This is a genomic window from Methanospirillum lacunae, from assembly GCF_003173355.1.
GTDB lineage: Archaea > Halobacteriota > Methanomicrobia > Methanomicrobiales > Methanospirillaceae > Methanospirillum > Methanospirillum lacunae.
Genome location: NZ_QGMY01000003.1, coordinates 14,810 through 29,109, shown reverse-complemented (window position 1 = coordinate 29,109; position 14,300 = coordinate 14,810). Strand labels below are relative to the sequence as shown.

13 protein-coding genes and 2 tRNA genes are annotated in these 14,300 nt (G+C 43.1%); 10 read left to right on the top strand and 5 right to left on the bottom strand.

Features of this window, described 5'->3' with window-relative positions:
- The first annotated feature begins 2 nt into the window (after positions 1-2).
- Positions 3-221: a hypothetical protein gene (locus DK846_RS04975; RefSeq protein WP_109967837.1), complete on the top strand. Its 219-nt coding sequence runs from the start codon at positions 3-5 to the stop codon at positions 219-221.
- 7 nt (positions 222-228) lie between these two features.
- On the opposite strand, the gene groL is transcribed toward DK846_RS04975, so the two are convergent.
- Both groL and groES read right to left on the bottom strand, forming a co-directional pair.
- Complete coding sequence (groL, locus tag DK846_RS04970; protein ID WP_109967836.1) at positions 229-1,839, bottom strand: chaperonin GroEL; 1,611 nt, start codon at positions 1,837-1,839, stop codon at positions 229-231.
- 12 nt (positions 1,840-1,851) lie between these two features.
- Positions 1,852-2,124 (bottom strand): co-chaperone GroES, encoded by a 273-nt coding sequence (gene groES / locus DK846_RS04965; RefSeq protein WP_109967835.1) that lies wholly within the window; start codon positions 2,122-2,124, stop codon positions 1,852-1,854.
- Positions 2,125-2,259: 135 nt separating this feature from the next.
- Here groES and DK846_RS04960 point away from each other — a divergent pair, with 135 nt between their 5' ends.
- Complete coding sequence (locus DK846_RS04960; RefSeq protein WP_109967834.1) at positions 2,260-2,721, top strand: winged helix-turn-helix domain-containing protein; 462 nt, start codon at positions 2,260-2,262, stop codon at positions 2,719-2,721.
- Here the strand turns inward: DK846_RS04960 and DK846_RS04955 are convergent.
- Together DK846_RS04955 and amrS are read right to left on the bottom strand one after the other, a co-directional pair.
- Positions 2,685-3,215 carry a Mut7-C RNAse domain-containing protein gene (locus DK846_RS04955; RefSeq protein ID WP_109967833.1) on the bottom strand — a complete coding sequence of 177 codons (531 nt, stop codon included), beginning with the start codon at positions 3,213-3,215 and terminating at the stop codon, positions 2,685-2,687. The genes DK846_RS04960 and DK846_RS04955 overlap by 37 nt on opposite strands.
- Positions 3,216-3,217: 2 nt before the next feature.
- Positions 3,218-4,243, bottom strand: a complete 1,026-nt coding sequence (gene amrS / locus DK846_RS04950; RefSeq protein WP_109967832.1) for an AmmeMemoRadiSam system radical SAM enzyme — start codon at positions 4,241-4,243, stop codon at positions 3,218-3,220.
- Between the two features lie 118 nt (positions 4,244-4,361).
- Between amrS and pyrH the strand changes: the two genes are divergently transcribed.
- From pyrH to DK846_RS04930, 4 genes are all read left to right on the top strand, one after another.
- Positions 4,362-5,066 (top strand): UMP kinase, encoded by a 705-nt coding sequence (pyrH, locus tag DK846_RS04945; protein WP_109967831.1) that lies wholly within the window; start codon positions 4,362-4,364, stop codon positions 5,064-5,066.
- Positions 5,067-5,111: 45 nt separating this feature from the next.
- Positions 5,112-5,186, top strand: a tRNA-Pro gene (locus tag DK846_RS04940).
- Between the two features lie 22 nt (positions 5,187-5,208).
- Positions 5,209-5,847, top strand: coding sequence for an endonuclease III (gene nth, locus DK846_RS04935; protein WP_245926475.1), 639 nt, complete (start codon positions 5,209-5,211; stop codon positions 5,845-5,847).
- Between the two features lie 218 nt (positions 5,848-6,065).
- On the top strand, positions 6,066-6,581 hold the full coding sequence (locus DK846_RS04930; protein ID WP_109967829.1) for a GNAT family N-acetyltransferase: 516 nt from the start codon (positions 6,066-6,068) through the stop codon (positions 6,579-6,581).
- 29 nt (positions 6,582-6,610) lie between these two features.
- On the opposite strand, the gene DK846_RS04925 is transcribed toward DK846_RS04930, so the two are convergent.
- Positions 6,611-6,682: transfer RNA gene (locus tag DK846_RS04925), tRNA-Ala, on the bottom strand.
- A 154-nt stretch (positions 6,683-6,836) separates the two neighbouring features.
- Here DK846_RS04925 and DK846_RS04920 point away from each other — a divergent pair.
- The 4 genes from DK846_RS04920 (at position 6,837) to DK846_RS04905 (ending at position 14,298) form a co-directional block, all read left to right on the top strand.
- Positions 6,837-7,511 (top strand): MTAP family purine nucleoside phosphorylase, encoded by a 675-nt coding sequence (locus DK846_RS04920; RefSeq protein WP_109967828.1) that lies wholly within the window; start codon positions 6,837-6,839, stop codon positions 7,509-7,511.
- A gap of 116 nt (positions 7,512-7,627) precedes the next feature.
- Positions 7,628-10,531 (top strand): PAS domain S-box protein, encoded by a 2,904-nt coding sequence (locus DK846_RS04915; RefSeq protein ID WP_109967827.1) that lies wholly within the window; start codon positions 7,628-7,630, stop codon positions 10,529-10,531.
- 252 nt (positions 10,532-10,783) lie between these two features.
- Complete coding sequence (locus DK846_RS04910) at positions 10,784-11,833, top strand: chemotaxis protein CheW (RefSeq protein WP_109967826.1); 1,050 nt, start codon at positions 10,784-10,786, stop codon at positions 11,831-11,833.
- 74 nt (positions 11,834-11,907) lie between these two features.
- Positions 11,908-14,298 carry a methyl-accepting chemotaxis protein gene (locus DK846_RS04905; protein WP_245926474.1) on the top strand — a complete coding sequence of 797 codons (2,391 nt, stop codon included), beginning with the start codon at positions 11,908-11,910 and terminating at the stop codon, positions 14,296-14,298.
- Positions 14,299-14,300: the final 2 nt, after the last annotated feature.

The window sequence follows — 14,300 nt, the reverse complement described above, 5'->3', positions numbered from 1 at the left end:
CAATGGTTGCCCTCGGGGAACGATTTCTGTATGCCTCGGAAATTGCAGGATCTCTGGTGATAGGACTTGTCTTTATCGGTACTGCACTGAGTGGTGATACAGCAGCTGATCTAAAATGGAAACTGATAATCGGAGCTGTACTCTGCTTCAGTATATCTCTTGTTTTTCTTGTTATGTACCTGAACTCAGTAAAGGACATGCAGAAAAAGCGAATATCGTAAAAAAAGATTAGATGATGATTGCGTTGGACATTTTGTCCTTCTCATCATCGAATTCTGCGACAACGGCTTCAGTGGTAAGAAGCATACCTGCAATTGAGGCAGCATTCTGAAGACCTGACCTTACAACCTTTGTTGGGTCAAGCACACCAGCTGCAAGAAGGTCTTCATAGACATCTTTCTTGGCGTTGTACCCGAATGACTCACTCTTGTTTGCCTTAATCGTTGAGATCACTTCTGCACCTTCACGGCCTGCGTTGCTGGCAATCTGGCGGAGTGGTTCTTCAAGTGAGCGTCTGACGATGTTTACTCCGATCATCTGTTCGTCCTCGATCTTGAGGGCATCAAGTGACTTAGCTGCACGGAAGAGTGTGACACCGCCTCCTGGGACGTATCCTTCTTCCACAGCTGCCTTGGTTGCATTCAATGCGTCGTCGATACGCATCTTCTTCTCTTTGACCTCTGTCTCGGTTGCTGCTCCTGCCTTAATGACAGCAACACCACCACCGAGCTTGGCAAGTCTGTTCTGAAGGGTGGTCTTATCGTATTTCTTCTCTGCTACGTTCAGCTGTGACTCGATCAGTTTCTTGCGGCCTTCGATATCACTCTTCTTGCCCTTTCCACCGACAACAGTTGTCTTGTCCTGGTCCACCTTGATAGCACGTGCCTGTCCGAGCATGTCCATGGTGACATCTTCGATGTTCAGGTTTCTGGTTTCAGAAATTACAGTTGCACCGGTGAGGATGGCGAGATCTTCAAGCATCTCCTTTCTAACATCTCCAAACTCTGGAGCCTTGACTCCACATACCTTGATTGCACCACGGATAATATTCAGAATGAGTGCAGTCTGTGCTTCTCCGTCAATATCATCAGCGATGATGAGCAGTGGCTTACCTGTTGATGCTACCATCTCAAGAACCGGGACCAGCATTTTAACACTGCTAATCTTCTTGTCTGTCAAGAGGATCAGTGGTTCATCGAACTCAACAACCCGACGCTCCTGGTCGGTGACCATGTAGGGTGAGATGTAACCGCGGTCAAACTGCATACCTTCGACATGCTCAAGGTTGGTCTCAAGAGTCTTGGAGTTCTCAACCGTGATGACTCCATTATATCCAACTTTTTCCATTGCATCAGAGATCAGTCCACCAATCTCCTCGTCATTGTTTGCAGAGATGACAGCGATACGCTTGATGGTGTCCTTATCCTTAACCTCAATTGTCTTGCTCTTGAGGTCTGTTACAACAGTTTCAACTGCCCGGTCGATACCCTTCTTGATCTCGATTGGGTTAGCCCCTGCTGTAATATTCTTGATACCCTCGGTGATCATCGCCTGGGCAAGAACAGTTGCAGTGGTTGTTCCATCTCCGGTAGTGTCCTGAGTCTTGGAGGCGACTTCCTTAATCAGCTTGGCACCCATATTCTCGAACTTGTCTTTCAGTTCGATCTCCTTGGCGATGGTAACACCATCGTTGGTAACAACAGGGCCGGCTGGTTTGTCAAGAACGACGTTGCGACCCTTTGGGCCTAGTGTGATCTTAACGGTATTTGCGACCTTGTTGACACCCTCAAGCAGTGCATGACGGGCGTTCTCACTGAACATTATTTGTTTGGTTGCCATGTGTATTACTCCTCAGTCAAATTTTGCAACGATATTCTTGAACTCGACAATAATATAGTCTTCTTTATCAAATTCAACTTCTTCCTGGCTGTATCCGCCATAGATAACCTTGTCACCAGCTTTGAGTGGCAGGGGTTTTCCATCTTCAAAGGTGCCAACTGATATGACATCTCCCTGCTTCTTTTTTTCCTTTGCTGATTCAGGGATATAGATGCCACCCTTGGTCTTTTCTTCCTGTTTGTAGGGCTTGATTAAAACCCGTGGTCCGATAGGTGTAATCGACATACTAATCTCCTTCAAATGATTATTACAATTAGATGTTGATTATTACTTCTATATAAACTCTCGTTTGGTATCTGATATCATCTCAATAAAATTGATATCATATCGATCGAAGATACTTTGTGGAGATTAAGATTCATGCATCAGCGATTAGTCCTTCAATATCTGCCAAAGCCGGATCGTAAAGATTTGATCGATGACGCCTACTGGCTTTGTGACACCCTTGGTCTCTCATCCGGACGTGATATTGAAGATTTGTCGATTCGAATAGTGTTGAGTCTTCTTAAAGAGTCTTCTAAAAAGGAAGGCATCGCATCTGAACAGTTAGCAGATCTTCTTGGTATTACTACAGGTCGGGTAAATCATCACATCAGAAATCTATCTCGTTCGGGAGTTATTTATCGGAATAGAAGACTCATTCATCTTCGGGGGAGAAGTATGAAGGAATCTGTTCAGGAACTAAGGAAGGATGCAGACCGGATTTTTGATGACCTGGAGAAAGTGGCATCAGAGATCGATTCTATGATGGGTTTGCCTGGTTCTGTTAATGGTTTAAAAGAATCTCATGCACTGGTTCTTCCTTCCTCACCTAAAAGATAGATTTGATGGATTTGTTCTCTCATTTTTCTTGTATGTGATCCTTCCCAGTATATTTTTCTACAATTCCTGCACCATGTTATTTTTTCTTCATCAGGAGAAGAATTAAAAATTATCGATGGATTTTCTCTTAAGAACTCTGATAGAGCCTCGTCTGATGCCGGTGCCAGAAGGTGATTGCATAGTGAACACCGTGTAAGCCTGAGATTAGGTTTGATATATCCGGCAATGATCAATGTTCGGATTTGGTCCTCAAGTCGTTCACTTACAAGATAGAATACCCGATTAGGATCCCGTCTTGCTAGTTCAGCATCCCTTGTAAGAAGAATTCTATCTTCTTTCTTAGCGATTATAAGCAGAATTGAGTCTTCTTTAGGATTTCCCGGGGTCAGATCATTTGCATTCAGTGTGTCATATCCTAAAAGACGCAGAAATCTACAGAGTGCTCCAAACATGCGGTCACAGATAAACCGTGATTCAGATAATCTATCTGGCATCTTTATGCAACAATATGGATCGGTTCATTACAATTCGCACATCGGGCTTTATCCAGATTATCAGTATTGACTGAGTACCCTTCCCTGTTAATGACAATCTTACCACATTTAGGGCAGTATGTGTGCTCATATTTGTGTCCACCCACATTTCCGAGATATGGATACATAAGTCCTTTATTCCTGGCAAGTTCGTAGATCTTCTCAAGTGTTTTAATCGGTGTTGCAGATCTCTCTGTCATGTGAAAGTCTGGGTGGAACCGGGTAAAGTGCATCGGGGTATCAGGCCCAAGGTTGGTGATTACCCAGTCGATTAGTTTTCCCATCTCCTCCATGCTATCATTCAGACCCGGTATGATAAGTGTTACTGTCTCAATGTGTAAGCCGAGTTCTTTTGCCCTTAAAGTTGTATCAAGGACAGGCTGAAGATGAGCCTTGCAGATGGTCTGGTAGAATTTCTCAGAAAATGATTTGAGATCCACCCGCCATGCATCAAGGACCGGAGCGAGATTATTCAGTGCATCTTCTGTCATGTATCCATTGGTTACATAGATCGTCTTCAGGTTTTCATGGTGAGCCAGGGCTCCAATATCCCTGGTGTATTCATACCATAATGTTGGTTCATTGTATGTCCATGAAATAGATGCGCAGTTGTGCGACCGGGCCCTTTTCACTGCTTCTTCTGGAGGAATCATCTGAAGCATCCTTTCAATGTGGTCTGGTTGGGAGATGTGCCAGTTCTGGCAGTGGGAGCATGAAAAGTTACACCCGATACTCCCGAGGGAGTACGAGTAGGTACCTGGTAAAAAATGATTAAGAGGTTTCTTTTCAATGGGATCAATTGCTTCAGCCGAGACCCGGGCATAGGTCCTGGCGAAAAGCCTCCCTCCCTGGTTTTCTCTGACTCCGCATTTTCCAAACTTCTGATCCTTGATGTGGCACCGGTGGTTGCAGAGCGAACAGATCACAGAGTTGCCTGAACCTGCCTCATACTGGAGTGCTTCTTTCCCCTTGAAATTTGATTCATTCATACGGTCTCCCACCAGAATTTGGTTATGTTGAATTTTTTATGATGTCCTGATGATTGATATCAGCCATTAATTCTGACGACAACCTATATCCCCCTTTTCATGAAACATATCAGGTTAAATGTCCACCATTGTTCTTTCTCTGGGTGGGTCGATCCTCATGCCAGGACTCGATTCACCTAATATTAAACCCTATATCCCTGTTCTTGAGAAAATTGCTTCAATTCATCGTCTTTTTGTGGTGGTGGGTGGCGGCGGTGAGGCCCGGCGCTATATTAGTGTAGCACGATCCCTGGATGTTGATGATGCTTCTGCAGATGAACTTGGAATTCTCGTTACCCGGCTAAATGCCACTTTACTAGTTCAGGCACTGAAAGATTCTGCATGGCCAAAGGTAGTTGAAAATCATACTGAAGCTCTTGCCGCAGCTGAGTCAGGAAAGATAGTTGTCATGGGTGGTGTCACTCCGGGTCAGACCACTGATGCTGTTGCTGCGGTCCTGGCCGAGCGCTCACGTGCGTCTGTATTCTTTAATCTCACTTCGGTTGATGGCATTTACTCTGCAGACCCACGAACCGATCCTTCAGCCGAACGATATGGGATGATCACCCCCTCCCGACTTCTAGAGATCGTGATCCATCAACAGTCTGCAGCCGGGATGAATACGGTTATGGATGTAGTTGCAGTAAAGATGGTTGAGCGATGCGGTATCCCGTTGATCGTGCTTGATGGAAGAGATCCTACAGCGCTTCTCACTGCTGTTGAGAGTGGAATATGTAGGGGAACTGTAGTTAGCAGAGAGGGTTTGAGCCCGTTGCCTCTCTGATACCACAACGCTTAAATGAATAGTGTGCTAACATTAGTAGCGCACGGGGTAATAGGGTAGCCTGGTCCATCCTAGAGCGTTTGGGACGCTTTGACCGCAGTTCAAATCTGCGTTACCCCATATCTGTTTTATGAGTTCTTCTGTGCCTTGCACGATTTATCGTCTTCTTTCAACAGAGTATGATCTCACTTCTTCAGAAGATGAGTTCCTTCATTTTGAAAATCCATATCAGATCCTTATAGCAACCATACTATCGGCCCAAACAACCGATCGGACTGTAAATCTGGTAACAAAAGATCTTTTTGCCAGGTACCCGGATCCTGTATCACTTTCAACTGCCCGTCAGCAGGATGTGGAAAAAATTATTCATCGGACTGGGTTTTATCGGGCAAAAAGTCGTAATATCATTGCTGCTGCCCAGGTTCTTGTGAATTTGTACGGTGGGGAGGTTCCTGATGAAATCAATAAATTGATAGAACTTCCGGGTGTTGGTCGGAAAACTGCAAACATTGTAGTTCATCATGCATTCGACAGGGCTGACGGAATCGCTGTAGATACCCATGTAGGGCGGCTATCAGGGAGACTTGGGCTTTCTGATGAATCAAATCCAGATCGAATTGAACAGGATCTTCTCAAGTTATTTCCAAAAAAGATATGGGGAGATATTAATGGCTTATTTATACTCCATGGCAGAAAGGTATGTCGGGCAAGAAAGCCGTCATGCAGTTGCTGTGTTCTCTCTTCTCTCTGCCGGTATGCAGCGTTGAATACGCTGCAATAATTTGTGTTCACTTTTCCGACACATATTTCATGATATTCCCCCTAACTGTGTGTGGTGATGCCATGGTTATCCTAAATTCTTCCACATCCGTGTATGTAGATGTGAATTTTAGGTGAACTGGCAGTTTCAACGATTCATTAATCTTTATACCGTTTCACCTTTATTCTCTGTTAGCGGATGCTTTGTACCGTGTTAAGACTTCTAATACCACGATAAAGATGATTTCTCTATATACAAAACGACTTGAACTGATTCCGATCACTGTTGAACTCTGTAATGCAGACTTGACTTCTTCAGAAGTTCTCGGAATACATCTGAATTGCTGTATACCGGATTCCTGGCCACCTGCCCTTCTCACTCCTGAAACTCTAGATGAATTTATCGTTCTTCTCACTGCTGAATGTGAAAGTCGGTTGTATGCATATTATTGGGTAAAAACCGGGGATACTCCTGATGATCGGGTACTGATAGGAAGTGGTGGATTTGTACGGGATAAAGAAGGTGCCTTTGAACTTGGGTATTCTGTTCTCGAAGAATATCAGCAATTAGGGTATGCAACAGAAGCTGTGAATGAAATGATAAAATGGGCCCGGACAAACCCTGGTGTGGTTTGTTTAAAAGCTTGTACATTTCCATCCCTTATTGGATCAATCAGGGTTCTTGAAAAAACCGGATTTATTCGTGATGGACTTGGATCCGAAGAAGGTTCAATAGCCTATCGGCTTGCCCTTTAACTTTTTAAAAATAGAATAAAAACGAAAAATGGACCGAGCGGGAATTGAACCCGCGGCCTCTACCATGCCAAGGTAGCGATCTACCACTGATCTACCGGCCCGCCTTACTAGGTTGTATGAAGTTCTATATATAACCTGTCTTTTTCTCAGTCATGAATATGTGATGAATCGGAACCTTTCTGCATCATCAGGTATGAGTAATAAGTGCTAATTGTTATAACTGGGAAAACTCCTAGGGAGTAGACACGGGAAAATATGCTCGGAATTATTGGTGGAACTTCACTCCTTGAGTTCTCGTTCGGTGATTTAAAGAAAGAAATGGTCCATACTCCGTATGGATCATCAGAGGTACTTCTTGGTTCAGGAGTTGCGCTTCTTCTAAGACACCAGAACCGACGTGCTCCACATCGGATAGCCTATCGCGCTCATCTTTCAGCCCTTGCTATTTTGGGAGTTAACCGGATCATTGCCATAGGTTCGACAGGATCACTACACCATTCTATATCACCTGGCAGTCTGGTAATACCTGATGATTACATTACTCTCACCGGCTCGCCGACCATATTCAACCATTCGATAGGCCATATCAGTCCAGAATTTTCACAAGAATTGATTAACTGCCTTATTGAAGCAGTGCCGAATGCCCGCGTAGGTGGGACATATATTCAAACTGATGGTCCTCGAATAGAGACCGCTGCCGAGATTAAATGGATGACGGAAATTGCAGATATTGTCGGCATGACTATTGCATCGGAAGCAACGGTGGCAAAGGAACTTGAAATTCCCTTTGCTGCTATCTGTACGGTAGATAACTATGCGAATGGGATCGCCAGTGAAGAAGTCACCTATGATCAGATCGTTGCGAATGCCCGTTTATATACAGAGCGAACCGGGTCAATGCTTGAGACGATCATCTCCCTGTGTACCTGAATCTCTGTGCAATTGCCTGCAACTAAAAAATTATTCCTGATTGAGAATAAGATAGGTTTTATCCACTCTGAAACATACCATATGATTATTAATCAGTTACGAAGGAGGAAGGGAGATTGGCGTTAACGTCGATCCTGACTATTGGAGATCCACAACATTTTTCTAGTATAATCAGATTATTCTCTGAAAATGGCGCGAAGGTGGATATCTACTCCGTCACTGATATCAAAGAAAGTTTTAAAAAACTGCAAACGACTCATATCGATGTTATAATATCTGAATTTAACCTTGGACCACAGAATGGGATTGATTTTATAACAAGGTTGAAAAAACAGATCCAATCAAGCCCTATATCAATCTTTATCGGTGATCAGGGATCTGCGATTGCGAAAGAGGCACTTAAGGCCGGCATCGATTATTATTTCCAGAAGAATGGAGATCCCGAATTTGAGAAGGTTTTGTTAAATACCTTCATCCGGCAGATTGTAAAATGGAAACAGGCTGAGGAAGCCCATCAGTATGCAGAAACAAATTTTCACACCATTGTTGAGGCAACTGAAGATTCAATATATATGGTCGACCGGCATTATCGGTATCTATATATAAATACACCTCATCTGAAGCGACTTGGAATCTCTGGGGAAGATTATGAATCAAAGATGTATCGTGATCTCCACTCAGAGGATGAGAATAAACGTTTTATCAATTCGATGAGTCAGGTTCTGACCCATAGTAACTTTTACCTTGAAGAGTACGAGAAAGAGGGGAGGTTTTACTATCGAAAGTTCATCCCTATCAAGTACCAGTCTTCTTCCCAGGTTCTTGCAGTTACTGTAGTTTCAACTGACATCACCGATCGGGTCAGATTAGAGGACGAAGTAGCAAAAAGTGCTTCCCTGACAACTGCTACCCTTGAGTCTACATCTGATGGAATATTTGTTGTTGATAGGGCTGGAAAAGTCATCAACTACAATCAGAAGTTCCTTGATATGTGGTACATTCCTGAAACTGTTATAGAAGAGAAGGATGAAGAAGTAATACTGGCCTATCTTGAGGATCAATTAGAAGATCGGAATTCTTTCATTGAGCGGATAAACTGGCTTAAGAATAACCCCGACAAGGATGCATTTGATGTTCTGGAGTTTCGTGATGGCAGGATTTTCGAGAGACTCACTCTTCCCCAGCGTATCGGTGGAACAACTGTTGGGAGAGTTTGGAGTTTTCGTGATGTAACCCAGCAGCGTTCAACACTATCAGCCTTACAGATCACACAGGCGAATTACCGGAGCGTGGTTGAGTCTACCGGAGATTCGATCTACATGGTGGATCTCGATTCATGTTACATTTTCATGAATACATATCACCGCAAGAAATTGGGTGATCTCGCTGACAAGTACCTTGAACAACGGATGCGGGTAATGCTGCCTCCAGGTGAGGACAAACGGTTTGATGAGGCGGTAAAACGTGTCTCAACATCCAAAAAGATGTTCATGGACGAGATCCACTGGGGCGGTCGAGATTATATCAGAAGGTTCAGTCCGGTCAAAGATGATGATGACGGAGAAGTCAGGGCGATTACAGTTGTACTCACTGATATAAGTGAACGAAAAGCAGCTGAACAGGAGATTCACAACTCTGAAGAACGTCTGAAGATCCTCTTCGATCATGCACCTGAAGCATATTTCCTTACAGATATTAAAGGAACTTTTGTTGATTCAAATCGTGCAGTAACAGAACTGACTGGTTTTACAAAAGAAGATCTACACGGTCGCAATATCTTTACGATGGGGCTCATCGCTTCAATGCATATCACTAAGACTGCTGTGCTATTTGCACGTAATGCTCTTGGAAAATCGACCGGACCTGAAGAGATGACAATTCATCGTAAAGATGGATCAACACTCTACGCCGAGGTTGTAACCTATCCGATCAAGATTCAGGATCAGAGTCTTGTAATGACCATCGCTCGTGATATCACTCAGCGAAAAGAGGCAGAGGTAGCACTCAAAGAGCGTGAAGAACAGTACCGGCTTCTCGTCAATAATGCAAATGAAATAGTTCTTGTTCTTCGTGGCGGTACAATCATCTTCTCAAATCCGAAGGCATCATCAGTCTTTAAAAAGACCCGTGAAGAATTGGCTGGTCATGATCTCGATTCCCTGGTTCATGCTGATGACACCGAAGTGGTTCAAAATCTGATTACAGAGGCAGCTAAAAGTGGAGCAATACATGCCGGGAATGTTATCCGAATGTATGATAATGTAGGTGATATCAGGTGGCTTGAGGTAGGTATGGTGGGTGTTACCTGGACAGAAGGACCTGCATTGTTATTTCTAGGAAATGATGTTACTGATCGAAAGATAGCACAGGATGCATTGGTCCAGAGCAACAAAAAACTGAACCTGCTGTCCAGTATCACAAGGCATGATGTACTAAACCAGATAACAATTTTACTGGCTTATCTAGATCTTCTTAGGAAAAAGAACACTGATCAGAATCTAATCCCCTTTATCGATAAACAAACTGAAGCTACCCAGGCAATAAGAAGTCAAATTGTCTTTACCAAAGAGTACCAGGATGTCGGGGTCAAAGCACCACAATGGCAGAATGTAGGAGAGAAAATACGGACTGCCAAAGAAATGCGTAAATCCGAGTTCATCGGGTGGGATGAAGGACTTGAAAGGCTTGAGATTTTTGCTGATCCTTTGCTTGAGAAGGTTTTTTCAAACCTGATCTCTAATTCGCTGATGCATGGAGAACATGTTGACAATATCTTCTTTTCAGCAGTTCAGAAGGATAATGGAATCACGCTGGTGTATGAAGATAACGGTGTTGGTATTGCATCTAATGAGAAGAAAAAGATATTTGAACACGGGTACGGTAAAAATACTGGTTTTGGTCTCTTTCTTTCAAGAGAGATCCTTGCTATCACCGGGCTGATGATCACTGAAAATGGAAATCCAGGCTCCGGTGCACGATTTGAGATCCAGATTCCTGCCAATGCATACAAATACATCTGAATTATTTCATGGTTTTTGAATAGCAGAAAGAACGCGAGGGAAAAACTGGAATTTATAATCATTGTGCATATTATCTCATATAACGTCTGTATTGTGCTCTCGCCCGGATAGGTTTTTTCTACATTATTTATTCAATTGTCCTGATTACTCCCTCGATTTGATATTAAATATAATACCTGTATAAAAGGGAGTATTAACATCCGTTGGTTTTTATATTTAATAACTGCATAGATGGAGTAATTCATCTCAATTATGGCTAACATTCTTCATTTTTCAATAGGTGGGGTGCAAGGTGCCATACCCCTTGATGAGAGCATGTATCTGGTACGGATGGCTGCATTCGACACTAAACCTTCTGATTCTCCTGGGGTGTCCGGTACCTTAAATCTTCATGGAACCCGGGTTTTGGTTTATTCTCTAAGAAGCCTTTTTGGATTGCCGAAGCGTTCTCCATGCCTGAACGATAGCCTGATTATTGCCAAAACCGGGAAATCCACTGTTGCACTCTGGGTCGATGAGACATATGTTGTCAGGGATAATATGGGAAATGAGATCCCGGATGTACCACCTGAATATTCTATTCCTGGTATTATATTTACAAAGGAACTTGTATTCATTAGTGATCTAACCCTTTTTCTGGAGTCATGGAATACTGGGTATAATGAAATTTCTATACCTCTTACTAACAGAATTGCGGATTTACCAAAAACGCAATCAAACTATTTTTCAGGTTTAGATGAATCTCCTGATATAGGAAAGATTAGAAAACAACTTTCAGATCGTGCCAGAGATCTTGCCAGGCTTGAAGGTGGCTTGCCTGAACCCTCCTCACTGGAGGTTATAAAATTCAGGTTGGTTTACCGTGATTATGCAGCAGAAATGCGGTTTGTGCGGGAGGTTGTTCTTACCAGAGAAATCACCCCTGTTCCAACAGCACCTGACCATATTATCGGAGTTTGTCCTGTCAGGGGAGAGATTATTCCTTTGGTTGATCTCAGAGTTCTGCTCTCTATTCCGGAACGAGGCCTTACTGATTTGAATCAGGTTATTGTCCTGACTGATGGCCATATTACATTTGGTATTCTTGCAGATCAGATAACTGGGATTAGTCTTCTTCCTATTGAAGAGTTACAAAAAGCAGGCCCTGAATTTGCACCCGGGCAACCAAATTACATCTTTGGTATTATGAATACAGGTCTGATAGTTATTAACGCAGCAGCAATATTAAAAGATCCAAAAATGATTGTGGATCAATCCGGCGAATTAGAACATTCCGTAGCAACAGGTAAACGGGCAGTGTGAAAAATGTCTGGTAAGAGTATATTCTGGCAGGTAATCATTCACAGAGTTTTAGAAATGTGGTAATGAGGAGTTCTATGATGATTCAATTTTTCAGAGATTTGAGAGTAGGTACAAAAATATTGGTTATTTGTCTCTTTTTAGCTATTATTCCGACATTACTGCTTGGTGTTGTAGCGTATTCCAGTTCTAGCAGTGTAATCAACGAACAGATTGAGACATTGCTTGAGACACAGGTTCAGGACATGAAAGGCTGGACCAATGATGTCTATAAACTGACCCGTGTTAAGGTTAATAGTGACCTGAATGTTTTAAAGCAGAATTTTTACTCAAAAGGAACACCCTCAATCGTTGATGGAAATATGACACTTATCGATAGAAACGGTAACCGGTATGTTGTCAATAATAATTTTGAAATCGTTGATAAAGTTCAGGAACTTGTGGGTGGGGCTGCTACTGTCTTTCAGGTATACAATAACTCGTATGCTGTCAGAATTTCAACAAATGTTATCGGTACTGATGGGGAGCGGGCAGTAGGTACTCATCTGACTGATAATGTGTATGATGTGGCCGTTAAGAAAGGGGAGACCTATTATGGCAGGCGTGATCTATTTGGTAAAAATTATGTTACTGCCTATGAACCGATAAAAGATCAGAATGGTGAAGTCATTGGTGTGCTCTTTGCAGGAACAGAAGAAGGACAAACTCTGGATATCGTCAAGAAAAGCATCAATGAGACGACAGTTGGCAAGCACGGATACATGTATGTTTTTGATGGTTCCGGAAACGTACTGATTCACCCAGCTCTTGCAGGACAAAATATCTCGGATATGAAATACATCAGGGAGATGTTTGACAAGAAGGAGGGATCCATAGCCCATAATTATAATGGGACAATGGTTTTTGATGCATATACCTACTATGAACCTCTTGACTGGTATATTGTCTCACGTGCTGATCTTTCTGATTTTTCAGGCCCGATTGATACTCTTCGAAATACCATATTTGCATTGGTTACAGCCTCCATTCTTCTCGGTGCCATCATCGCGATAATGTTCGGACGCTCAATATCAGTACCTCTTCAACAGGTGGTCGTTATGATCAAAGAACTTCGCAACGGCCATGTTTCAGCAAGATTAAAGATCCACCGTCAGGATGAGATCGGCATTATGGCTGCTACGATGGATGAATTTGCAGATGATCTTCAGACCAATGTTGTAGAGACGATAAAGAAGATTGCTACCGGTGAGTACATCATTGAGTTTTCTGAACCTGTGGATGATCGTGATGAGATCAGGCCTGCTTTAAGAATGATGGTTGAGTCACTTGATCATCTGCACAAAGAAACGATCAAACTCACCAATGTTGCCCGTGCTGGTGATCTCTCTGTAAGAGGTGATGAAACCGCATTCTCTGGTGGATATCGAATGATTATCGCAGGGTTCAATAAAACGCTTGAAACGATCACTGAACCGGTCAATGAAGCCATGCGTCTAGCCCGGTATTATGCTTCAGGTGATTTTACTGCCCGTTTTGATGAAACTATTCCTGTTGCTGGTGAGTTTGTTGCATACCGGGATGCGTTAAACACTATTGGTATAGAACTCTCGCGATTGATGAAATTGATCACAGAAGAGTTGTATGAGGGTGTTTCTGTACTTTCTTCTGCGTCAAGTGAGATTCTTACTGTAACGACACAACTTTCGTCTGCAAGTTATCAAACCGCAGAAACGGTGAATGAGACTTCAGACACTGTAGAAGCGGTAAGAAAGAAGACCGAACTTGCAAACCAGAAGACAAAAGCCGTGTCTGAGAAAGCACTCCGGGCTATTCAGGTATCTGGTGAAGGACAGAGATCTGTTCAGGAGATACTTGATGGTATGAATCATATCCAGAGGCAGATGGACATGATTGGGATTAATGTCATCAAACTATCTGAACAGAGTCAGGCAATCGGAGAAATTATCGCCACTGTTACTGAGATCTCTGATCAATCCAACTTCCTCGCGGTTAATGCTTCAATCGAAGCAGCAAAAGCTGGAGAATTCGGCAAAGGATTTGCTGTGGTGGCACATGAGATCCATAACCTTGCCCAGCAATCAAAACAGGCAACAGCCAATATCAGGACAATTCTAACTGATATTCAGCGTGGTGTTACGTCAACGGTGGTTTCTACCGAACGGGGAACAAAAACTGTGGCTGATGCCGCCCGCCTTACAAGTGATGCAAGAGAAGCAATTGAAGTGCTCACCCGAACCAGTGCTGATTCATCACAGGAAGCGCTTGAGATTGCAACTTCAATTCAGGATCAGGTTGCTGGAATGGATCAGATATCCATGGCAATAGAGAAGATCCGTGATGCAGCTCAAAAGAACCTCGATACAACCAGAAAAGCAGAGAAAACTGCAGAAGATTTACACGAACTTGGAGTCAGACTAAAGAAGATTACCGAACAGTATCACGTCTGAAC